The following is a 22,093-nucleotide window of genomic DNA, read 5'->3' on the forward strand; positions in this document are numbered from 1 at the left end:
ATCGCGCGCCGAACGGAGATTGCAATGCAACGGGAGATTGGGGTGGGACCGAAGCGAGTCATCTCGCGTGCCATTCATGGCGATGCAACATGCGAACAAGCGGCGTATCCGGCACCCGGTCTTGTCTCGCACAACCGCTACAGCTACAGCGCAATCACGCGGCGCCCGAACTTCGCGTGGCCGAACAGGAAGAGGCTGGCCGTCTACGTCGCGCTCAACCTCGAGCATTTCGCCTTCGGCGACGGGCTGGGCGCCGAACTCTGCCCAGGCGGTCCGCAGCCGGACATCCTCAACTACGCATGGCGCGACTATGGCAACCGGGTCGGTGTGTGGCGCCTCATCGACTTATTCGACGAGTTGAAGCTGCCGCTCTCCGTCCTCGCGAACAGCAGCATCTATCACTACTGCCCGGAAGTCATGGAGGCGTTCCGCGCACGTCGCGACGAGGTCGTCGGCCATGGACGCACCAATTCTGAACGTCAGGGCGTGCTTTCGCCTGCCGAAGAGCAGCGACTGATCGAGGAGGCGACTGATATCATCGCGCGTGCCGAGGGGAGACGGCCGCTTGGTTGGCTCGGTCCGTGGATCTCGCAATCCGCTGTAACGCCTGACCTTCTCGCCGAAGCGGGCTACCAATACCTGCTCGACTGGTGCATGGACGATCAGCCGGTGTGGTTCTCGGCGAGGGGTGGCGGGCGCATTCTTTCCATCCCCTATCCGCAGGAACTGAACGACATCCCCTCGATCGTCGGGCGCAAAGACAGCGGCGAACAGTTTGCGACAATGATCGCGGACACATTCGAGGAGATGTTGGCGCAATCCGGAAAGCAGTCGCTGGTGATGGGCATCGCTCTGCATCCGTATCTGGTTGGCCAGCCGCACCGACTGCGGCCGCTGCGACGCGCGCTGCAAGCGATCGTCGCAAGGCGCGAGGATATCTGGATCACCACCGCAGGCGAGATCGCGGCATTTTCGCGCGCCCTGCCCGACGGCATCGTCCCGACCTAGCCAAACTGGAGAACTCCCTTGACCGCTATCGACACACTCTTTCAGAACGCTCGACTGGCAGACGGCCGGATTGTCGAAATCGCCGTCGGCGACGGCAAAATCGCCGCGATCACGCCGTCCCCGCAAAAATATGGCCCAGTCGGCGAAACCCGCGATCTCGGCCAGCGCCTCGTGCTGCCTGGCATGGTCGAAGGTCATATCCACCTGGACAAGTGCTTCATCGGCGACGACTGGAAGCCGCATCGTCAGTGCACCGCGGGCTTCAGCGTGCGGGAACGGGTCAAATTCGAGAAGGAAGCGCTTGCCAGCGCCAAGCCTATCGCAGTCCGGGCGGCGGCCCTGATCGACCTTTGCGTCGCGCACGGCACGACCCACATGCGCAGCCATGTGGATGTCGACGCCGAGGTCGGCCTGCGACATTTCGAGCCGATCGCTGCCGCGCGGGACGCCCACCGGGAGAAGGTTTCGATCCAGATCGTGGCGTTTCCCCAAAGCGGCATTCTGACATCGCCGGGGACGGCCGAATTGCTCGAAGAGGCCGTTCGCGCCGGCGCCGATCTGGTCGGCGGCCTCGATCCCGCAGGCCATGACGGTGACGTCGACGGACATCTCGACGTCATCTTTGGAATCGCCGAACACCACGGCGTAGGCATCGACATTCACCTGCATGACGGCGGCTTGCAAGGCATCTCGGAGATCGAGCAAATCGCGCGACGGACCAAGGCATCGGGCCTTGGCGGCAAGGTCACGATCAGTCACGCCTACGCGCTCGGCGAAGTGGCGCCTGACGCGGCTCAACGTACCGCGCACCAGCTTGCCGAGGCCGGCGTCGCCATCTTCACCAATGCGCCAGGTGCGCACGCATTCCCGCCTGTGTTGCTGCTTCGCGATGCCGGCGTCAATGTGTTCTCCGGCAACGACAATATCCGCGATTCCTGGTGGCCCTACGGCGACGGCGACTTGCTCGAACGCGCGATGCTGGTCGGCTATCGCTCCGGATTCAACAGCGATGATGAATTGGCTGCGGCCTTTGACATGGTGACAACCAATGCTGCACGCGCGCTTGGCCTCAAGGATTACGGCTTCGCTCCCGGCGGGAGGGCGGATTTCGTCGTGCTGGATGCGCAGCATGTCCAGGAAGCGGTGGTCGCCCGTCCCTCGCCGCGCGATGTCTACAAAGATGGCCATCTCGTCGCGGGCGGCGGCGCGATGGTGGCAGCCGGTGCCCAGAAGCAGTGAACATGGAGGAAACGCTCTTGACGAACAGCCGCAATGCCGATCTCAATCCCTGCAGCTTGCGCCGGGAACTGGTCCGCAGCCCCAAGTGGCCCGATGTGGAGGTGCCTTGCGTGAATAACCGAGCCCAGTCAAGGTTGACGCCGTGACAGAGACGACAGCACAGACCAGTTCCCCCCGCAGTACCGCACGCGGAAGGCGGCCTCGCGACTCCGCGCTCACCAAGGAGGCGATCCTGCGCGCGGCGACCTTCGAGTTCTGCCACAATGGCCTCGGCGGCGCACGCGTTGAGGCCATTGCGCAGCGCGCCAAGGCCAACATGCGCTTGCTCTATGCCTATTTCGGCGACAAGAACGGGCTCTACATTGCGGTCCTCGAGGACGTCTACACCGAGATCCGCGCGGCCGAACAGCGGCTCAAACTGGATGATCTCGAGCCGATCGCGGCAATGAGCGAGTTGATCGATTTCACATTCACGTTCTTCGGGGAGCACCAGAACTATATCGCCCTGATCAACACGGAGAATCTTCAGCGTGGACGTCACATGCGCAAATCGCGCAAGATCGCCGATCTCACTTTGCCACTGGTTGCGAGCATCGAAAGCATTCTTCGCCGCGGCGTGGCAGCAGGCCTGTTTCGCCGAGACGTCGATCCGATCCAGCTCTATGTCTCAATCACTGCGATGAGCTATTTCCACGTATCCAATCGCTACACACTGTCGGCGATGTTCGACAAGGACCTCAGCGCTTCGGATTGGGTTGCGCAACGTCGTGAGCACGCGCAGGACATGATCCTGACCTGGCTGACGGCCCCCGTCGGCGAACGCAAGCACAAGACTGCGGGATCGAAAGCGACAGCCCGCAGCAGCAAGCCATCCCGCTAGGGGGCGATCCGCACGGAAAGGTACCGTGCGGATCATGGCCGGTGAATGCCCTCAGCGGGTCGCAACGACGCCGTCGCTGCGCGGATCGCTTGCCCCCTCCATCAGCCCATCCGGATGCCAGACGATGGCTCCGGCATGCCCCATGAATTCCTCGAACGGGCCCACGACCTGGATATCGTGACCCAGCGTGCGCAGTCTATCAATGACCGAGGGATCGAATCGGGATTCGATCTTGAGGTTATTGTTCTCCTCCCCCCAGGTGCGGCCAAGCAACCAGCGCGGCGCGGTGACCGCGGATTGCAAGTCCTGGGAATGCAGCGCGTAGCGACTGAAGACCGCCGCCTGGGTTTGCGGCTGCCCCTCCCCGCCCATCGTACCAAAGGACATCAGCCGTCCGTCGCTGAGCTCGGCCATCGCGGGCTGGATCGTGTGGAACGGCAAGCGCCCCGGTTCGAGCCTGTTGGTGTCGGTCTCGGCGAGGCTGAAGCTTGTCCCGCGATTTTGCCAGGTGACCCCGGTCTGCGGAAGGATGACGCCCGAACCGAACTCCCAGTAGACGCTTTGGATGAAGCTGACGCTCAGCCCACTGCGATCGGTCGCAGCGAGCCAGACCGTATCGCCCTGGCTCGGCGGATCAGGCCACGGCGCCGCGCGATCTTCGGACACCACCCGATGGAGCGCGCTGAGCGATTCCGTGGTCAGATAGTCTGCCGCCGGCCGCTTCATGTAGTCGGGATCCGTCACGTAGCGATTGCGAACTCGGAATGCAGCTTTCGTGCATTCGACCAGCCGATGCAGATGATCGACACCGTCGGCCTCGCCCGCCATGCGCCCGGCATAGAGCGCCAAAATCAAAAGCGAGGCCAGGCCCTGCGTCGGCGGCGGCATGTTGAACACCTTGTGGCCGGCCGCCTCGATCGCGAGCGGCGCCACAAGCGATGCCTGATGTCGCTCGAGATCAGCGAGCCGAAGCGGACTGCCCAACCGCTCCAGGTCAGCCGCCATCGAGCGCGCCACATCGCCGCGATAGAAATCCGACAGACCCGCGTTTGCCAACCGCTGCAGCGTCTCGGCGACGCGAGGCTGCCGCAGCCGCGTGCCGACCGCCGGCGGGAGGCCTTGCGGCAGATAGACATCCGCAAAGCCCGCCACATCCTGGAGTTCGAGGCGCTTACTGCGGACGTTTTCGTGCAGGGTCCTCGTTACAGCGACGCCTTCCTTCGCATGCCGGATTGCAGGCTCGAGCAGGCGCGCCAGCGGCAACCGCCCGCCATGATGGTCGCGACTGAGCTCATGGGCCTTTTGCCAGCCGTCGACGGTGCCCGCGACAGTGAGTGCGGCCAGGGGGCCGCGGCCCGGAATGCTGCTAAAGCCCCTGTCGCGATACCAGGCGCGATCGGCCGCCATCGCGGAGCGTCCGCAGGCCTGAATTCCGACCGGCGTCGAGCCGGAGCGGCCGACGAGCCAAAAGCTGTCACCGCCGAGGCCATTCATATGCGGATATACCACGGCAATCGTTGCAGCCGACGCGATCATGGCCTCAACGGCATTGCCGCCTTCCGACAGAACGGCAAGTCCGGCTTGCGCCGCAAGGTGGTGCGGCGCTGTCACCATGCCGCCATAGCTTCGTTTCGTCTGCAGCATCACAAAACTCCCCTGATGCAGATAGTAATAATGTTCTTACTTATATTGTCAATCGTTTTGCGAGCTCCGAAACATCAGTTTTTAAGTTATAAATACACGCCATATCAATGACTTATGATATATTGTATGCAATATGCAATTTGTCGATTGTGCGCGACCCACGTTTGCCGTAGACGGGAAGACACCCACGCCTCCGCCACAGAGCGGACACGAGACAACAAGGATGGGGAAACCAAACCGATGGAGGATGCGAATGGACGGACGTGCGACGACGGCGGATGGTGTATTGGCGCTGAGGCGGACCAATGTCCGCTGGAGAATCTTCTTCCTGATGCTCTTCCTGATTGCGATCAACTACATCGATCGCGCGTCACTCTCGGTCGCGATGCCGTTGATCGCGAAGGAATTCAATCTCGATCCCGCGACCCAGGGCTTCATCCTGAGCTCGTTCTTCTGGACCTATGCGTTCATGCAGGTTCCGGGCGGCATGCTCGCCGACCGGTTCAAACCTCGCATTATCATCGCCGTTGCGACGATCGGCTGGGGCTTCTTTCAGGCGATTGCGGCCACATCGACCAGCTGGGTGATGCTGGCGCTAACGCGCCTTGGCCTCGGCGCGACCGAAGCGCCGATCTATCCGGCCGGCGGCAAGCTGAACGCAATCTGGATGACGCAGAACGAGCGCGCGCGCGGCGCCACCCTTCTGGACGGCGGCGCACCGCTCGGGGCGGCACTCGGCGCGATCGTCATCGCATGGCTGATCGCGGTGTTCGATTCCTGGCGCGCGGCCTTCCTGGTGGCTGGTATCGGCACGATCTTGTGCGGTCTTTTGGCCTGGTGGTACATCCGCAACGCGCCGCGCGAACATCCGTCCGTTGACGACAACGAGGCGCGTTTCATCGAGGCGGCGCATGCCGAGGAAGACGCCCGGGCGCCGGCGTCGCGCGGCGGCGGCGCGGCGGCCTATTTCCGCTATCGCTCGGTCTGGCTGATGTGCTGCGGCTGGATGTTCTTCAACACCGTGTTCTATGGCCTGCTGACCTGGATGCCGAACTACTTGTTCAAGGTGCACGGCTTCGACATCAAGACCCTCGGCGGCGCCTCCTTCGTCATCTTCTTCGCCGGCTTCATCGGCGAGCTTGTCGGCGGCTTCATCGGCGATGCCTGGCGCACCCGTGGCGGAACACCTAACCTCGTGTTCCGCACGCTGTTCGGAGTCGCGGCACTGATCGCCACCGTCTCCGTCTTCGCAGTCGCTTATGTTCGCGATCCGATCGCTGTTGTGGCGCTCTTGTCGACGACGCTGTTTTTCCTGCGCTGGTGCGGCATGTACTGGGCGATCCCCTCCATGCTGGCGACGCGGGACCGCGCCGGATTCCTCGGTGGTTGCATGAATCTTGGCGGTAACATCGCCGGCATCACGGTGCCGATCATTGTCGGCTTCATCGTCCAGCTGACCGGATCGTACTTCCTGGCGTTGATGTTCTTCGCCGCGGCCGGCGTGGCGCTGTTCGCCTGCTCGACGGCGATCGACTACAGCCGCAAGCTTCCGGTCTAGCGGCTGCCGCCATCACGCTTTCCCGGATCGTTCCGGGGAAGCTGCTCTTGAGAGGACAACGGAGTATGAGATGACACGACGCGTTCGCCTCGGGATGCTGACCCCCTCCTCCAACACCGTGCTCGAACCGGTCACGACCGCGATGCTTGCCGGCCTGCCCGAAATCTCCGCGCATTTCTCCCGATTCAAGGTCACGGAAATCGCACTCACCGAGCAGGCGCTCGGCCAGTTCGACGACAGCGAGATCCTGCGCGCTGCCGAACTCCTCGCGCATGCCAAGGTTGACGCGATCGCCTGGAACGGCACCTCGGCGAGCTGGCTCGGCTTCGACCGCGATGAGCGGCTGTGTGAACGCATTCGCGCCGCCACTGGCATCGCGGCCTGCACGTCCGTGCTGGCATTTCGCGAGATTTTCGAGCGTACGGCAACGACGCGGATCGGCCTCGTCACGCCCTACCGCAGCGACGTCCAGTCCAGGATCATGACGAACTGGCAGGCGGCGGGGTTTCGTTGCAGCGCAGAACGGCATCTGAAGCTGCAGGACAATTATTCCTTTGCCGAAGTGCGCGAGGACGCGATCGTCGATCTCGTGCGTGCGGTGGCACGGGAGGGCTGCGATGCAGTGGCGATCGTTTGTACCAACATGCGCGGCGCCGGCCTCGCCGAATCGCTCGAGCGGGAACTCGGCATTCCCGTCTATGATTCGATCGCGGCCACGGTGTGGAAAAGCCTGGCGGTCGCAAACATCTTCCCCATGCGCGTCAAGGGATGGGGCAGCCTGTTTCGGGACGATCGGCTGGCGCGGCCGGCGGCTGCCGGAGGGCGCGCCGCGACGCAACCGGGATGAGAGACATCAGTGACCGGCCCGCGAACTGATTTCGATATCGTCTCGGGATGCGCACGCTATAAGTGCCCGGGGAGGACGTGATGGTGCAACGTAAGAAGACAAAGCTAGCCGTCCGGTGCGGTCGCTCGGCCATCGGGAGCAAACGTCTGCGGCTGCAGCGCACGGGTCTGCACGAGGAAACGATGGATCGGCTGCGCAGCCTGATCGTTCGTGGCGATCTCGCGCCGGGCGAAACCCTGGTGGAGGCCGATCTGTCGGAGGCGCTCGGGATTTCCCGCACGCCGCTGCGCGAAGCGCTGAAGCTCCTGGCCTCCGAAGGGTTGGTCGAGCTGCGCCTCAACCGCAGCGCGATGATCGCGCCGCTGCGTCAAGTAGAGATCGAGGAAATCTTCGAGGCCGTAAGCGGCATCGAGCGCATCGCCGCCGAGCTTGCCGCGCTCCGCATGACCGACGGCGAACTGGAGAAGCTCGACAATCTGCAGGAGCGGATGGAGCGTCTGCACGATACCGGCAAGCTGCGCGACTACTTCGAGCTCAATCAGCAGATCCACGGCTTTATCGTTACCTGCTCTCGGAACCGGGCGTTGAAAGCAACCCATGACTCTCTGCTCAGCCGCGCCGAACGCGCCCGCTTCTTCGCCTTGTCGTCGCAGGAGCGGTGGGACGAATCCGTGAAGGAACACCGCGCGTTGCTCGCCGCGTTGAAACAGCGCGATGCCGCGCGCGCCGGGCGGCTGCTGGCGAACCACGTGATCCGGACCGGAATCGTGGTCAGGGAGATTCTCAACGGCCGGTTCCAAGGCGCAAATCAGCCGATCGATAACGCCGCGGCGCAACAAGAGGAACGTCCATGAGGATCCTTCTGCTCAACCCGAATACCAGCCGGGAGGTGACGGATCTTCTGGCGTCCGCAGGTCGCCAAGCGGCTTCACCGGGTACTGAGCTCGTTCCGCTCACCGCGCCCCGCGGCGTGCCCTATATCGCAACCCGGGCCGAGGCGCAGATCGGCGGCGCGATCGCGCTCGAACTTCTCGCGGAGCAGCAGCACGAGTTCGACGCAGCGATTATCGCAGCGTTCGGTGATCCGGGCCTGTTCGGCGCCCGTGAGCTGTTCGACATTCCGATCGTCGGCATGGCGGAGAGCGCGATGCTCACTGCCTGCATGCTGGGCCGACGCTTCTCGATCGTCACCTTCGCGCGAGCGCTTGGACCCTGGTACCGGGAGTGCGTCGAGATGCACGGGTTGCGCGAGCGCTGCGCGGGCATCCGCATGCTGGACGGCACGTTCCGCTCGATTTCAAATGTCCAGGAGGAGAAGGAAGCGCTGCTGATCGAACTCGCCAACCGCGCGGTCAGCGAGGATGAGGCCGACGTGATCATCCTGGCTGGCGCGCCGCTCGCAGGCCTCGCGGGCAAAGTCAGATCCAAGATTCCTGTTCCGGTCGTGGATCAGGTCGCGGCCGCAGTGAAGCAGGCTGAGACGCTGGTGGCGCTCGCGCCCAGGAAGGCAACTTCCGGGACATTCCGTCGGCCGGATCCGAAGCCAACTGTCGGACTGCCGGATGCGCTCGGCCGTCGCATCGAGCATCGCGACCAGATCGAACAAGGCGAAACACTCAAGGAGAAGCGGCAATGACCAGCCTCGATGTCATCATTCGCGGCGGCACTATCGCCACCGCCTCCGACACGTTTCAGTGCGACGTCGGCATCCGTGATGGACGCGTCGTGGTGCTGGGTCACGAGCTTGGCGCGGCGCGCGAGGTGATCGATGCCGACGGTATGCTCGTCCTGCCGGGCGGCATCGACAGCCATGTCCATTTCTCCCAGCCGTCCGGCGCCGATATCGTGATGGCGGACGATTTCGAGAGCGGCACGCGCTCCGCGGCGTTCGGCGGCAACACAACGGTGCTGCCGTTTTGCCTCCAGGAAAAGGGGCACTCGCTTCGCGAGGCCGTGAAGCAGTACCACAAGCTTGCCGAAGGCAACTGCTACATCGACGTGTCCTTCCACCTGATCATTTCCGATCCGACCGAGCAAGTGCTTGGGCAGGAACTACCGGCGCTGATCCAGGACGGCTACACGTCCTTCAAGATTTTCATGACCTACGACGATCTCAAGCTGTCGGACCGCGAGATTCTGGAGGTGATGGCGGTGGCACGCGAAACCGGCGCGCTGGTGATGGTGCACGCCGAGAACTACGATGCGATCCGCTTTCTGACCGATCGGCTCGAGCACGCCGCGAAGACCGAGCCATACTATCACGCCGTCTCGCGCCCGATCGTCGTTGAGCGCGAGGCAACGCATCGCGCGATCTCGCTTGCCGAGCTGGTCGATGTTCCCGTCATGATCGTCCACGTGTCGAACCGCGAGTCGATGGACGAAATCCGGCGCGCCCAGCAGAAAGGGCTGAAGGTCTTCGGCGAGACCTGCCCACAATATCTCACGCTCACCGCTGAAGACCTTCAGGGGCTCAACATGGAGGGCGCGAAATACGTCTGCTCGCCGCCGCCGCGCGACGAGGCGAGCCAGGCCGCGTGCTGGGAAGGCATACAGACTGGCGTGTTCTCGGTGTTCTCATCCGATCATTGCCCATTCCGCTACGACGACCCGCAGGGCAAGCTCGCGCCCAAGGGGCGCACCAGCTTCCGCTGGGTGCCGAACGGCATCCCGGGCGTCGCCACGCGGTTGCCGATCCTGTTCTCCGAAGGCGTAGTGAAGGGACGCATCGATATCAATCGATTTGTCGCGCTCACCTCCACCAACCATGCCAAGACTTACGGACTCTACCCGCGGAAGGGAACGATCGCTGTGGGCAGTGACGCAGACATCGCTATCTGGGATCCGAACAAGCGCGTGGTGATCACGCACGATTTATTGCAGGACGGCTCGGACTATACGCCCTATGAAGGGCGCGAAGTCACCGGCTGGCCGATCCTGACAATGGTCAGGGGACGGGTCGTGGTCAGAGAGGGAGAACTGCTCGGTTCGCGGGGACATGGTTCGTACCTGGCGCGCAACAAGTCTTTTCTTGCGACCGGCGGGCAAGCAGCGAGGGGAGACAGCCGCACAGCGGACTCGGCGTATTAGATGATGCCTTTCCAGCGGTTGCCGTCGGACTGATAAGCTGTCTACGAAAGGCCAATCAGGCTGACCCGCCTTGCTGCCGATCGTGGTCTATGCCGCCTAGAAGCGGCTGCGGGAGACGCTGATCAATTTTTCGTAGAACGCTATCAAGCTCACGCAAGCCGGCAGCGTGCAGTTCGTGGTGCACTACCGCAGCCCGGTCGCCGAATATCCAGCAAGCGTGTACCAGGGCGCAAGCACACATCGTCGAGAAGAGGATCGGTAACCGTGGCAAAAAATGCGTGATAACTCTTTGCCAAGGCGTCATAACCTTGGCGTTCGAATGCCCGCAGTCGCTCCGCCTCGCTGCTCGACAGTTCTGCTGGAGACACAGCAATCCCCCCTCGGACGCAAGACCGCTCGATGGTAGCAGCTCCCGGGTACCGGTGAAATCTGGATCTCCCGCATTGGCCCCTTCGGCGACCTCGAAATCCGCAGTGACGTCTGCTTTGCGCCAAAAAGAGAGCCGCCCTCAACGCGCTGAGACCTGATGATCCGACTGCCTCATGGAGAAGTTTCTTAGCGCTTACGCAGCTCCGACGGGCTATGCCCAAATCGCCGCCTAAAGGCGGTGCTGAAGTGCGATGAGCTCCTGAAGCCGCAACGATAGGCAACCTCGGTCACCGACAAGGACCTCAACTCCGGACGGGTCAGCATATCGTAGCAGCGCTGCAGACGGCGGTCCAGGATCCACTCGGAGACCGACACCTCCGTGAGCCTGAAGAGATAATGCAGGTGCCGGAGCGAGACACCGTTGTTCTTCGCGATCCTCTCCAGCGAGAGATCCGGATCGATCAGGTGCTCCTCGATCCAGGCCTTGACGGATCGCAGGCGCGCCTTCTGGGCGGTCGCATCTTCCGAAAGCTCATCCCTGTCGCCCATGTCCAAGGCAAGCGCCAGGACGTCCATGAGCTCATCGCCCAGCCGGGCGCGCGCGACCTCATCGAGCGGCGAGCCTTCGGAGGCGAGCGTCGCACAGAACTCGGCCGCAATCCGCCCCAGCTCCCGTCCCGTCGCCATGGTCATCGCGACAGGGATCTTGCTCGCGTTAAACCGCGAGGCGAACTCCACGCGCGGAATCTCCAGATACAGCGACCGCACCTTGCCCATGCACTCCAGGTCATAGGCCTCGGAGGCCGAGAAGATCGCGCCGACGCTGGGATTGGTGAGCAGCGCCCGCCCGGCCTGGAGGACGTTGATTTGTCCCTGCTGGACGAACTCGACATAGTAGCAGTCCTTGTCGAGCTTCGCGATGTGGCGCTCGCGCCGCGTGATGCGCTGCTCCGACAGCAGGACGTCTGTCATCGTGACGGCACCGAACTTCGCTTCACGGATGAAGCCCTGATAGTCCGAGCGCTTCTCCGCGTTGACGTCGAAGCACCCTGAACGCGCGGAAACCGATGGTGCTATCGGCTTCTCGGATGGCCTTCGTATCCGCTCGGCCTAGCTTAGCGCGGTGTGCAACCAGGTGAAGGTCAACTGTCAGTTTACTTTTGGCTGGCGAGCTGTGCGTTGTACTCGCGTAAAAAAGTAAGCAAGTCTGCCAAATGCAGTTTTTTCCCTTATCGGGCCCCCGGGCGACGTCCAGGACCGTATCGCGTCGTATCGGCGCTGATATCCTGATGCTAGATTTCAGAACGGCAGCGCGCGGTGACCTCATGTACATAGTCCTTCGCAAGTACACCAAGGTTCGTTCGGTTGCGGACGCTGCTCGCCGCGCCAAGAGCGGCATCGGTCAGATCCTGAGGCAATCGCGCGGATTCAGATCTTACTACGTGCTGGATGGGGGCGGCGGCGTTGGTGTCGCTGTGATGATATTCGAGGACCGCGACAGCGCTAATGCAGCGAACGCTAAGATACTGGAGTTTGTTCAAGCAAGTCTGCTTGACCTCGATCTTGGAGATCCCGAAATCACTGCCGGGGACGTTTTAGTGAATATAGAACCTGATGTGTCCTCGGTCACAAAGGATTCGTAATCGCCCCGAGTTTGTGTGGGGTGCCGCCCCTATCAGCTGCTGTCGATCTCATCAACCAGTTCGCCAAGGTGAACTACTACGTGAACGGATCCTTCTCGAAAGACGCCGAGCCGGAACTGATCGCCGAGATCGCAGCGAACAACGACCTCGTTCTGACTGCCATCGGCGATTGCGGATCCTGCTGTTCCTGCTGCATCGGTAACGCTCGAGAAGCTCGGCCTGCCATCGGCCGCCATCATCACCACGGAGTTCGAGAAGGAGACTGTGCTGATCCGGACCGCGATCGGCATGGAAGGCTCTATCCCCGTAGTCATCGATCACCCAGGCCGAGATCGAAGCTCGCGCGGCTATGGTCGCCGAGAAGGCACCAAAGGTCTGGCTCGGCAAATAGTCGCCCCCTTCCTCCCGGACTTGGGCCCGGACCTCGAAAGAGCCGGGGCCCTTTTTGCCCTCACTTCAACCACGGTCACCCGCACCGCTGGCCGAGCCCGCCGCCCCGGTAGCGCAACCCCAACTGAGACCGACCTCAAACAGAGTGCTCGGAACGGCTCCAACGCTTCTACACGATGTGGTTCGATGGTGTACTCCGTCGGCCAAAACGCGATGGATTGACAAGCTCGTTCGAGCTAAGTCGAGACCACATCTCTCTTCGCCATTGAGCGACGCGCGCAAAGCTCAGACCTACGCTAAACTTCGCTATAGCACCCGGCAGCACTACCCACTCAATCATTTAGGACGACACTATCGCGTTGATTTGCAAGCACAATGCGCCAATGCTGGCAGTCAGATTCCGACGGTATATCCGTGCTAACGTTTTGATCTTGAATTCACAGGAAAATTCGTGCTGCTCGGAGCAATGGCTCCTTCGGCAATTATCGGAGTCAATCGACTAGGTGGACGCGAGAGCTTGGCCGTAAGAGTCACCGCCACACTCGCGCCATCGCTTCCGATACCGTCAATGATCAGGAAAACCCTGGTTGGCTTGTGAGGTGATAGCTCGCACCGCTCACCGGACCACTCCGTCCCTGGACACCTCGGTCAGCTTTGCGCCAACAGCTTCAGCTCTATTCGATTGGCGGGATGGCGCGCAACCAGGCAACGAGAGCGTTCAGATTCTGCTCATCATCTTGCTAACTGGAATCTGGATCTCATCGGTGTCCGAACGGCCCCGTGCTACCTGGAGGAAGGAGTCTCGACGACGCCGATGGGGGTCAATGTTCGACCAGCATTTACATGTTAGCTATTTCGGTGAGCCGATAGCGAATCTGATCGTTGACGAAATGATGGCCGCGAAGGCGCGGAGCGACTACTTTTCTCCCTCAACTTGTGTGCTCAGACGGCTGTTCGGATCGTTTGCGACGGACCGGCGGCCATCTCTTTGATCAGGTCGGCACCTTTCTCGCCAATCATCATAGTGGGACCATTGGTGTTACCGCTTGTCAATACCGGCATGATCGATGCATCGATCACTCGCATCCGGTCTATGCCATGGACCTTGAGCTTCGGGTCGACGACCGCCATCTGGTCGATCCCCATCTTGCACGTTCCAACCGGATGGTAGTCGCAGCAGGCATACTGGCGGATATAGCCCATGATCTCGTCGTCGCTCTGCGCGTGCAAGCCTGGCAGCCGCTCCTTCTCGATGTATCTGGCGATGGCACTCTGCGACAGCACCTCGCGAATGATCCTGACCGACTTAAGTGCCATCGAACGGTCGTAGGGATCGCTGAGATAGTTTGGATCGATTAGCGGTTCGTCAGTTCGATCGGATGATCGCAGCTTAATGCTGCCAACGCTCCTTGGACGAAGAAAGGTCGAGTTGACAGTAAAGCCGTAGCCATCGAGCCGCGTCTGGCCGCCGCGGACGACCAGGGCCGGCGCAATGTGGATCTGCAAGTCGGGACGGTTCGCACCCTCCGTCTGAAAGAAACCACCACCTTCGACGATGACCGAGGCTGCCGGTCCACTTCGATAGAGCAGCCAGCGCAATCCATGCAGCAGCGCATTAGGATAACGGTCCTGCCGATCGTAACTAATGGGCTGCTTCAGAGTAATGTGCACGTTGGTACAGAGGTGATCCTGTAGATTGCGACCGACACCCTTCAAGTCCGCAACAGGCGTGACACCGAGTGACTTCAATTCGTCTGCGTCGCCTATGCCCGACAGCATCAACAGGCGCGGTGAATTGACCGCCCCCGACGAGACGATAATTTCACCGGCGCGCAGAATCTCGCGACCACTGCCCCTGGCTATTTCAACCCCAACGGCACGCCCGTTCTCGATGACGACGCGCAACACGCGTGCATGCGTCCTTACGGAAAGGTTCGGCCGATTCCGGCGGATGGGATGAAGGTATGAGACAGCCGCTGAGCGGCGACGTCCGTGACGGCACGTCACTTGGTAGAATCCCGCTCCATACATGGAATCACCGTTGAAGTCGGGATTGAAAGGTAGACCCCACTGCTGCGCCGCACGCACAAACGCGCGGGTGAGCTCATGGACACCAAGTTGGTCCGATACCCAGAGCGGACCGCCTTCGCCGTGGTAACGATTTGCTAGTCGATCGTTGTCTTCCGACTTCCGGAAATAGGGCAGCACGTCCTCATAGGCCCAGCCGTCGTTGCCGAGGGCGGCCCAGTTGTCGTAGTCCTCCTTCTGGCAGCGGATATAGATCATCGCATTGATTGAACTGGAGCCGCCAAGCGTCTTGCCCTGCGGGTACCACACCACGCGGTTGTCCAGATTTTTCTGCGGCACAGTGTGAAAGCGCCAGTTGACGCCCGGCCCAAATAGCTTGCCGAGACCAGCAGGAATATGAATCATCGGGTTCCAATCCCGGCTCCCGGCCTCAAGCAGCAAGATGTTGACGGAAGGATCTTCAGACAGCCGGTTGGCCAACACGCAGCCGGCAGAGCCTGCTCCGACGATGATATAGTCCCACATAGCTCCTCCCCGACCTCACTCTGATGATCTGGCCTAGCGGTCCTTGAAGACTGGATTACGCTTCTCTGCAAATGCCTTCAGTCCCTCGATGCGGTCCGCCGTGTTGAATGCCTCCACGGTGAGCGCATGCTCGACACGCAATCCCTCCTCCAGCGGATGCTCAAAAGCTGCAAGGACCGCTCTCTTGGCGAAGGGCGTGATCGCGGTGGATTGGGCTGCGATCGACGATGCTATCTCCATTGCGCGCGGTAGCAGCCGATCGGCCGCCACAACCTCGCTAACCAACCCCTTGCGTTCGGCAAGAGCGGCATCGACCATTTCCCCGGTCAGGATCATCTGCATCGCAAACGACTTACCGACCAGCCTCGGCAAACGTTGCGTTCCACCATCGCCGGGAAAGGAGCCGATCTTGATCTCAGGCGCGGCGAACCGCGCCTGGTCGGAGGCGACGAGAATGTCGCAAAGCAGCGCGAGCTCAAGCCCTCCGCCGAGCGCATGGCCATTAACCGCAGCGATAAGCGGCTTGGGAAAGCGCTCGATGGCGCGCCATCGGGCAAGGCGTTCGGAGTCAGCGTAGGAGGCCAGGCCGCGTCCCAGCATGTCGAATATGTCTGCGCCAGCTGAAAAGGCCCGGCCTGCCCCGGTGAGGATCACGCAGGCGACATCGCTGTCGCCTTCCGCTTCGCTCAACGCGCCGACAAGCTCCTGAAGAAGCTGCTTCGAGAGAGCATTCAGTTTGTTCGGGCGGTTGAGCCTGAGGAGCAGAATGCGACCGGTCCGCTCCGCAAGCACTAGCGATGCATCGGTCTGGGCTTCAGACATGTTCGAGCCTCGCTGCAATTGAAGCCGCCGAAGGCAAGCGGTTGCTACGCAGCAGCTCCGAAATCTTCTCGGCGGTTTCGCTGTTGGGATGACTGACCCGCGCTTTGAAGGGGATCGTGAGCGCAATCAATCGCGATGTGCGGAATCTGTAAACCATCTACTGAACCAAGATTGCCCGAAAGTCGTTCACGTTGGTGCCCGTTGGCCCAGGAACAAAGAGATCGCCCAACGCACTGAAGGCCGTCCATGCGTCGTTGCGCGACAGCAAGCCGTCTGGATCAAGACCGAGGGCTCGCAAGCGCATCACCGTGGTGCCGTCAGCAAATGCGCCAGCGTTGTCTTCTGTGCCGTCAATGCCGTCGGTATCTGCCGAGATCGCAAAAATATTGTCGATGCCCGCGATCTTGGTGGCGAGCGAGAGTAAGAATTCGGTATTCCGACCGCCCTTCCCTCGACCGCGAACCGTCACCGTCGTCTCTCCTCCGGAGAGGAGCACGACCGGTTTGCGAAACGGACGATCGCGTTTTTGAATTTCGGCCGCGAGGGCTGCGTGAAATAGGCCGGCGTCCCGTGCCTCCCCTTCTATGGCGTCCGATAGAATTAAAGCCTCGAAGCCTTGTTCACTTGCCTTGCGTAACGCGGCCTCAAGCGACAGGCAAGCGGATGCAACGAGATGAGTTGTGGTCGTCATGAAACAAGGATCTGACGGTCCCGGTGCAGAGCCGTCGTTGGCGATGTGATCGCGTATTGCCGCAGAAAGCTCGATGCGATAGCTCTCGGCGGCTTTCAGCACCTTCTGAGGCGTGTCATCCACCGGGAGCGTTGGTCCAGATGCGACATGCGCCAAAGTATCTCCAGGAATGTCGGAGACGATGAGACTGACCAGTTTTGCCGGGTAGGCCGCGGCAGCTAGCCGACCGCCCTTGATCTTGGAGAACCGCCGGCGAATAGCGTTCATCACTGAGATTGGCGCGCCGGAGCGTAGCAGCAGTTGGTTCAACTCGATCTCGTCTGAAAGGCCAAATCCATCTGGTGGTGCGGCCAAAAGCGCCGAGCCGCCGCCGCAAACAAGCGCGACCACGAGGTCGTCCGGCGTCAAGCCGCGAACACGTTCAAATACTCTTGCAGCTGCGGCAAGCCCGGCCTGGTCCGGAACAGGATGGCCCGCCTCGAGAACCTCGATACGCTTGCAAGGCGCGCCATAGCTATAGCGCGTAACAACTGTACCTTCGATGCTCCCTGGCCAGACATTCTCGAGCGCTTGGGCGAGCTGGGCAACGCCCTTGCCCGCGCCGACAACCACCGTGCGGCCCTTTGGTACCGGCGGCAGGAAGCGGCCGATAACCTTCACAGGGTCTGCCGCGCTGACAGCAGCGTCGAACAGCGCGGCAAGTAAGCGTCGTTCGTCGTGCACTTTCTTACTTTCGATAGAGGTTGTCAGCGGTCAGGCCAGCCTTCTCCAGCAGAGCAAAAATTCTCTGCCAATCTTCCTGTGGGATCGTCTGCAACGGGGCGAAAACGTTCGGCGTGGCGAAGCGCCTGAAGTGGAAAAGCACATGCTTCATCCGGGCTTGCCAGTTGACGTAAGGGGCGCCGTAGAAAGCGTCGACCAAGAGGCTCATCTCGGCCAGAAGCTCGCGCTGCAGCTTGGGATTGGGCGTGTCCGAGGTATAAGCGTCGAATAGCGCGCGTTGACGATCTGCAATGACGCTGCCAGCACCCGAGATAATGCCCCTTGCACCCATGGCAATTGAGGCGCCGAGCCACTGCGATTGGCTGGTCAGAACGTTGACAGGCTTGGAGAGACCGTGGAGCGCCTCGATCGTCCGCTCGTGGACGCGCGCATCAGAGCCGAGTTCTTTGATCGCGACAAGATTCTCGACGCGATCGCATAGCGAGACAAGCGTATCGAAATCATACGAGAGCGACGTTGTGAGCGGGAATTGGAAGAGGATGGCTGGCAGGGATGTCGCCGAAGCAACGTCGCGAACGAATTGCGCGCCCAGCTCAGGGCGGGCGTTTCCACCGAACATCAGAGCGTTTGGTGGGAAAATGAGGATCGCCTGTGCGCCTGCTCTCTCAGCCGCCTTGGCCATGTCGCGCGCAAAGTGCGTTGCTTCAGCATAGACGCCGGCGATGATCGGAATCTGATCGCCAACCTCCTCACAGGCCGTCGCGATGCCCCAGATCTGCTGCTCCAGCGTCAGAGCATGAACCTCGGCCGCATGGCCGTTGACGACGATGCCAGTGAGTCCTTTGACGTTCGCCAGATCTCTGAGATGGCGGCGATAATTCGCCTCGTCAATTTTCCCATCGCCCTGCAAAGGCATTAGGCAAGCGGGCATGACGCCGACGGGTTTGAACATGACTTTCATTGAATCCTCCGTGAAATCGATTTCTTATTTTTCTATAAAAAGCACATCACTCCGTGGGCCGCAACCAGAGAACCGTGGAATATTTCGTGATAAACACGCATTCTTTCCGCTTGACGACGGCCCTTGGCTATGAAATGGTTTTCATAAATACAAATCAAGCCATTGGGAGGAACCGGATGCTCGAAGGCATTCGCGTCATCAGCCTTTGCCACTATCTGCAAGGCCCGGCCGGCGCGCAGTATCTCGCGGACATGGGAGCCGACGTCATCAAGGTCGAACCCATCGGGGGCGCCTATGAGCGTCGTTGGTCGGGAGCCAGGGTGTTCGTCGGGGACGTTTCCGGCTTTTACATCTGCGCAAATAAGAACAAGCGTTCCATCTGCATCGATCTCAAGTCGGCTGAAGGCAAAGCCGCATTTTTGCGGCTTGCTGCAAGCGCCGACGTAGTCATGGAGAATTTCCGTCCTGGAACCCTCGATCGGCTCGGATTGAGCTACGAGGTTCTGAAAGCGACGAAGCCGGACATTATCTTTGCATCGGCTAGCGGCTATGGCGCGGACGGCCCCTATTCCGAGTTCCCCGGACAGGACCTTCTTGTTCAGGCGCGCACTGGTCTGGTCTCGGCGACCTCCGGCCAGCGTCCGGGCATTTTGCCGGCTGCTGCAGGCTGCGCCGTCGTGGACCAGCACGGGGCGGCGCTCTTCGCGCTCGGCATCCTCGGCGCGGTCGTTCGAAAGCTTCGCACCGGACAAGGCACAAGGGTCGAGTCCAGCCTGTTCAACGCCGGAATCGATCTGCAGCAGGAGGCCATCACCAACTACTTGAATGGTCACAAGACGCCTGAAGTGTTCAATCGCGATCCTCATCTCGCGACGTGGTTCCATGAGGGCCCGTACGGCATCTACGAAACGGCTGACCACCGCCACATCGCAATGTCGTTGAACGCGCTCGAGCTTCTGACCAAAGCCCTTGGCCCATCCGATCTGCCGTCCGAAGGCGATCTGGACGCCTATTTGGAACGAGATCGCATCGCAGAGGATGTTGCGCGGCGCGTAGCGCGCTTGACGCTTGCCCAAGTCGAGGAAGCTCTGACCCGAAACAAGGTTTGGTATGCGCCGGTCAAGAACTACTCCGAGCTCGCAACCGATCCGCAAGCCCTCCACAACGGCATCTTCCGGAAAGCGGAAGTCAATGGTCGCCAGGCCGTTCTGGTCAACCATCCCAATCGGTACGACGGACAGGTTCCTCAGGTGCGCCACATCGCGGAGCGCCCCGGACAAGACATGCAATCTATTCTTTCTCAGGGTGGCTTCTCGGCGGACGAAATCTCGGCGCTCACTAAGCTAGGGGCGGTCGCATGACAGGAACGGTCATCGCAGACCGCGAGACCGTGCGCCAGGTCGCGTTGGTCACAGGAGCACGACGGGGCCTCGGCAGAGGTATCGCTTACTGCTTGGCAAAGGCAGGCTTCGATCTCGTCCTCAACGACATTGTTGAGGACGATGAAGCGCAGGCGACCGTCGAAGGAGTCAGAAAACTCGGCGCCAAGGCAAAATTCCTTCGGCACGATCTTGCCGACGTGCCGAGCCATGCTGCGTTCGTTTCCGAAGTGATCGGCTGCTTTGATCGTCTCGACTGCCTCGTCAACAATGCAGGCATTCAAGTTCCGCGTCGCGTTAGCATTCTCGACGTGCAAGCGGACGAGTTCGACCTCGTTGTTAACGTCAATCTCAGAGGGACATTCTTCCTTACCCAAGAAGTTGCCCGTTGCATGAAGGCCAGTGACACGGACGGCGGTAGTCGATCGATAATTTCGATCACATCTTCAAACTCCGCGTTGGCATCAACCGACAAGGCGGCCTACTGCCTCGCCAAATCTGCACTTTCGATGATGACCTCGCTCTTCGCGCTCGAGCTCGGCGAGCACAACATTCAGGTTTACGAGATCCGCCCCGGCCTAATGGCAACCGATATGACCGCCATGGTCCGCGATAAATATGCGGATTACGTCGATCGCAACACTTTGTTCAAGCGCTGGGGCGAGCCTGATGACGTCGGCCGCGCGGTTGCATCACTTGCGACCGGCGCAATCCCCTACTCCAGCGGGGAAGTCATCAACATCGACGGCGGCATGCATATTCGCCGGCTTTGAGGGACTAGCCATGAACGCTCTCGCAGGAAGTGCAAATCCCCCTATCGCGCTGCGGATGGAAGGTATCTCGAAGCGCTTCAGGGGCGTTTCCGCTCTTGATGACGTAAGCTTCGACCTCAAAGTCGGAGAAGTATTGGCGCTTGTCGGCGAAAACGGCGCCGGCAAGTCCACCCTTATGAAGATACTCTCCGGCGCTCATCACGCGGATAGCGGCACCGTCGAGCTCTTTGGCGAAATCGTTGAGCACGCCACGCCCCACCAGATGCTCGACCGCGGTGTGGCGGTCATCTACCAAGAGCTTCTCCTGGCCAGCGACCTGACCGTCGCCGAGAATATTTACCTTGGCCGATTGCCAAAAACCCGCTGGGGCTTGATCGATTGGCGTTCGGCGAATGACGGCGCCAGGAAGGCCATTGAGCGGCTTGGCTTCGACATCAAGCCGGACACAAAAGTCCGCGATCTGAGCGTCGCCCATCGCCAGATCGTTGAGATTGCTAAAGCAATGTCGCGGTGCGCGAAGATCGTTGTCCTTGATGAACCCTCCGCCGTGCTAGGTGATTCTGAGCTTGAAAAGCTTTTCGCCATCATCGCGAGGCTCTCGAAGGAGGGTGTAAGCTTCATCTACATCTCGCATCGGCTCGAGGAAGTCTTTGCCATCTCCGGACGTACGGTCGTACTCCGAGATGGGCGACGGGTTGGCGTCGAGGAGACCAAGAAGCTCAACAAAGACTCACTGGTCCGAATGATGGTGGGTCGTGAGCTAGCTAGCATCTACCCAGAGCGGAAACTAAAGATTTCCGACCCCGTCCTCATCGTCGAAGGGTTGGCCAACCGTAGCTTGAACGACATCTCCGTCGTCGTACGAAAGGGTGAGATCCTCGGCGTATGCGGCCTCGCGGGAGCCGGGCGCACTGAATTACTCCGAGCGCTCTGCGGGGCGGATCACGCGACAGCTCGACGCTTTGTCAAAAACGGAATGGCACAATTGCCGTCGTCGCCGAAGGACGCGCTCGCCCACGGCATTGGCCTGCTTCCCGAGGATCGTCGCCATCAAGGGCTGTTTATCAACCAAAACATCGCCTTCAACATCTCCATTGCCAAGCTGTCGACCGTCGCGAAGGCAGGCGTTCTTTCGCTAAAAGCGGAGAGCGCAATGGCGAACGGATACATCCAGTCGCTGCGCGTCAGAACGCCAAACGCAAAGCAAACGATCGGCAATTTGAGTGGAGGCAACCAGCAAAAATGCGTGCTTGCCAAGTTACTCAACGCCGATTGCGCCGTCTTACTCGTCGATGAGCCGACTCGCGGCGTCGATATCGGTGCCAAGCGGGAAATCTATCAGCTCTTGGTCGACCTAGCTGACAAGCAAGGCTTGGCTATCGTCATGGTCTCGTCAGAGCTGCCAGAAATCATTGGTCTTTGTGACCGCGCCATCGTGATGCACGAAGGGCGAGTAACTGCCGAATTGCCGCGCGCAGATCTTACTGAAGAGAAGATCATGCACGCCGCGACCGACTAGGAGAGCG

The 22,093-nt window shown here is 60.8% G+C and carries 18 protein-coding genes and 1 pseudogene; 13 read left to right on the top strand and 6 right to left on the bottom strand.

Annotation, left to right across the window (positions count from 1 at the left end; all coding sequences use genetic code 11):
• The first annotated feature begins 24 nt into the window (after window positions 1–24).
• From SO156_RS06580 to SO156_RS06590, 3 genes are all read left to right on the top strand, one after another.
• Window positions 25–1,008: a polysaccharide deacetylase family protein gene (locus tag SO156_RS06580; protein ID WP_498534249.1), complete on the top strand. Its 984-nt coding sequence runs from the start codon at window positions 25–27 to the stop codon at window positions 1,006–1,008.
• A gap of 18 nt (window positions 1,009–1,026) precedes the next feature.
• Complete coding sequence (locus tag SO156_RS06585; RefSeq protein ID WP_498534250.1) at window positions 1,027–2,247, top strand: amidohydrolase family protein; 1,221 nt, start codon at window positions 1,027–1,029, stop codon at window positions 2,245–2,247.
• Window positions 2,248–2,389: 142 nt separating this feature from the next.
• Window positions 2,390–3,127, top strand: a complete 738-nt coding sequence (locus tag SO156_RS06590; RefSeq protein ID WP_498534251.1) for a TetR/AcrR family transcriptional regulator — start codon at window positions 2,390–2,392, stop codon at window positions 3,125–3,127.
• 51 nt (window positions 3,128–3,178) lie between these two features.
• Here the strand turns inward: SO156_RS06590 and SO156_RS06595 are convergent, their stop codons facing one another.
• Window positions 3,179–4,771, bottom strand: coding sequence for a gamma-glutamyltransferase family protein (locus SO156_RS06595; RefSeq protein WP_498534252.1), 1,593 nt, complete (start codon window positions 4,769–4,771; stop codon window positions 3,179–3,181).
• 253 nt (window positions 4,772–5,024) lie between these two features.
• Here SO156_RS06595 and SO156_RS06600 point away from each other — a divergent pair, with 253 nt between their 5' ends.
• The 5 genes from SO156_RS06600 (at window position 5,025) to hydA (ending at window position 10,263) form a co-directional block, all read left to right on the top strand.
• Window positions 5,025–6,329, top strand: a complete 1,305-nt coding sequence (locus SO156_RS06600; protein WP_498534253.1) for an MFS transporter — start codon at window positions 5,025–5,027, stop codon at window positions 6,327–6,329.
• 70 nt (window positions 6,330–6,399) lie between these two features.
• On the top strand, window positions 6,400–7,176 hold the full coding sequence (locus SO156_RS06605) for a maleate cis-trans isomerase family protein (protein ID WP_498534254.1): 777 nt from the start codon (window positions 6,400–6,402) through the stop codon (window positions 7,174–7,176).
• A gap of 80 nt (window positions 7,177–7,256) precedes the next feature.
• The gene (locus tag SO156_RS06610) at window positions 7,257–8,030 is read left to right on the top strand and encodes a GntR family transcriptional regulator (RefSeq protein ID WP_498534255.1); all 774 of its coding nucleotides are present in this window, start codon (window positions 7,257–7,259) and stop codon (window positions 8,028–8,030) included.
• Window positions 8,027–8,812 (top strand): aspartate/glutamate racemase family protein, encoded by a 786-nt coding sequence (locus tag SO156_RS06615; protein ID WP_498534256.1) that lies wholly within the window; start codon window positions 8,027–8,029, stop codon window positions 8,810–8,812. The genes SO156_RS06610 and SO156_RS06615 overlap by 4 nt, the downstream gene beginning before the upstream one ends.
• A complete protein-coding gene (hydA, locus tag SO156_RS06620) occupies window positions 8,809–10,263 on the top strand; it encodes a dihydropyrimidinase (protein ID WP_498534257.1) in 1,455 nt (484 codons plus the stop codon). The genes SO156_RS06615 and hydA overlap by 4 nt, the downstream gene beginning before the upstream one ends.
• 555 nt (window positions 10,264–10,818) lie before the next feature.
• Here hydA and SO156_RS06625 read toward each other — a convergent pair.
• Complete coding sequence (locus SO156_RS06625) at window positions 10,819–11,733, bottom strand: helix-turn-helix domain-containing protein (RefSeq protein ID WP_498534371.1); 915 nt, start codon at window positions 11,731–11,733, stop codon at window positions 10,819–10,821.
• Window positions 11,734–11,957: 224 nt separating this feature from the next.
• Between SO156_RS06625 and SO156_RS06630 the strand changes: the two genes are divergently transcribed.
• A complete protein-coding gene (locus tag SO156_RS06630) occupies window positions 11,958–12,275 on the top strand; it encodes a hypothetical protein (RefSeq protein WP_458151624.1) in 318 nt (105 codons plus the stop codon).
• A gap of 80 nt (window positions 12,276–12,355) precedes the next feature.
• Window positions 12,356–12,887 (top strand): annotated as a pseudogene (locus tag SO156_RS06635) (UGSC family (seleno)protein).
• 720 nt (window positions 12,888–13,607) lie between these two features.
• On the opposite strand, the gene SO156_RS06640 reads toward SO156_RS06635, so the two are convergent.
• From SO156_RS06640 to SO156_RS06655, 4 genes are all read right to left on the bottom strand, one after another.
• Window positions 13,608–15,218 (bottom strand): GMC family oxidoreductase, encoded by a 1,611-nt coding sequence (locus tag SO156_RS06640; protein WP_498534258.1) that lies wholly within the window; start codon window positions 15,216–15,218, stop codon window positions 13,608–13,610.
• A gap of 33 nt (window positions 15,219–15,251) precedes the next feature.
• A complete protein-coding gene (locus SO156_RS06645) occupies window positions 15,252–16,040 on the bottom strand; it encodes an enoyl-CoA hydratase-related protein (RefSeq protein ID WP_498534259.1) in 789 nt (262 codons plus the stop codon).
• A 157-nt stretch (window positions 16,041–16,197) separates the two neighbouring features.
• Window positions 16,198–17,454 (bottom strand): glycerate kinase type-2 family protein, encoded by a 1,257-nt coding sequence (locus tag SO156_RS06650; protein WP_498534260.1) that lies wholly within the window; start codon window positions 17,452–17,454, stop codon window positions 16,198–16,200.
• A 4-nt stretch (window positions 17,455–17,458) separates the two neighbouring features.
• Window positions 17,459–18,415 (bottom strand): dihydrodipicolinate synthase family protein, encoded by a 957-nt coding sequence (locus SO156_RS06655; protein WP_498534261.1) that lies wholly within the window; start codon window positions 18,413–18,415, stop codon window positions 17,459–17,461.
• A 74-nt stretch (window positions 18,416–18,489) separates the two neighbouring features.
• Here SO156_RS06655 and SO156_RS06660 point away from each other — a divergent pair, with 74 nt between their 5' ends.
• From SO156_RS06660 to SO156_RS06670, 3 genes are read left to right on the top strand one after another with little or no spacing between them, the layout of a single operon-like run.
• On the top strand, window positions 18,490–19,776 hold the full coding sequence (locus SO156_RS06660; RefSeq protein WP_498534262.1) for a CaiB/BaiF CoA transferase family protein: 1,287 nt from the start codon (window positions 18,490–18,492) through the stop codon (window positions 19,774–19,776).
• Window positions 19,773–20,567, top strand: coding sequence for a 3-ketoacyl-ACP reductase (locus SO156_RS06665; protein WP_498534263.1), 795 nt, complete (start codon window positions 19,773–19,775; stop codon window positions 20,565–20,567). Before SO156_RS06660 ends, SO156_RS06665 begins: the two co-directional genes overlap by 4 nt.
• Before the next feature lie 10 nt (window positions 20,568–20,577).
• Window positions 20,578–22,086: a sugar ABC transporter ATP-binding protein gene (locus SO156_RS06670; RefSeq protein ID WP_498534264.1), complete on the top strand. Its 1,509-nt coding sequence runs from the start codon at window positions 20,578–20,580 to the stop codon at window positions 22,084–22,086.
• The last annotated feature ends 7 nt before the right edge of the window (window positions 22,087–22,093 follow it).

It is taken from the genome of Bradyrhizobium sp. UFLA05-125 (assembly GCF_059803515.1).

Bases quoted from the DNA above. Each gene is read 5' to 3' on its own strand.
- SO156_RS06580 (WP_498534249.1), top strand. From the start codon at position 25: ATGCAACGGGAGATTGGGGTGGGACCGAAGCGAGTCATCTCGCGTGCC.
- SO156_RS06595 (WP_498534252.1), bottom strand. From the start codon at position 4,771: ATGCTGCAGACGAAACGAAGCTATGGCGGCATGGTGACAGCGCCGCAC.
- SO156_RS06600 (WP_498534253.1), top strand. From the start codon at position 5,025: ATGGACGGACGTGCGACGACGGCGGATGGTGTATTGGCGCTGAGGCGG.
- SO156_RS06605 (WP_498534254.1), top strand. From the start codon at position 6,400: ATGACACGACGCGTTCGCCTCGGGATGCTGACCCCCTCCTCCAACACC.
- SO156_RS06610 (WP_498534255.1), top strand. From the start codon at position 7,257: ATGGTGCAACGTAAGAAGACAAAGCTAGCCGTCCGGTGCGGTCGCTCG.
- SO156_RS06615 (WP_498534256.1), top strand. From the start codon at position 8,027: ATGAGGATCCTTCTGCTCAACCCGAATACCAGCCGGGAGGTGACGGAT.
- hydA (WP_498534257.1), top strand. From the start codon at position 8,809: ATGACCAGCCTCGATGTCATCATTCGCGGCGGCACTATCGCCACCGCC.
- SO156_RS06630 (WP_458151624.1), top strand. From the start codon at position 11,958: ATGTACATAGTCCTTCGCAAGTACACCAAGGTTCGTTCGGTTGCGGAC.
- SO156_RS06640 (WP_498534258.1), bottom strand. From the start codon at position 15,218: ATGTGGGACTATATCATCGTCGGAGCAGGCTCTGCCGGCTGCGTGTTG.
- SO156_RS06645 (WP_498534259.1), bottom strand. From the start codon at position 16,040: ATGTCTGAAGCCCAGACCGATGCATCGCTAGTGCTTGCGGAGCGGACC.
- SO156_RS06655 (WP_498534261.1), bottom strand. From the start codon at position 18,415: ATGAAAGTCATGTTCAAACCCGTCGGCGTCATGCCCGCTTGCCTAATG.
- SO156_RS06665 (WP_498534263.1), top strand. From the start codon at position 19,773: ATGACAGGAACGGTCATCGCAGACCGCGAGACCGTGCGCCAGGTCGCG.
- SO156_RS06670 (WP_498534264.1), top strand. From the start codon at position 20,578: ATGAACGCTCTCGCAGGAAGTGCAAATCCCCCTATCGCGCTGCGGATG.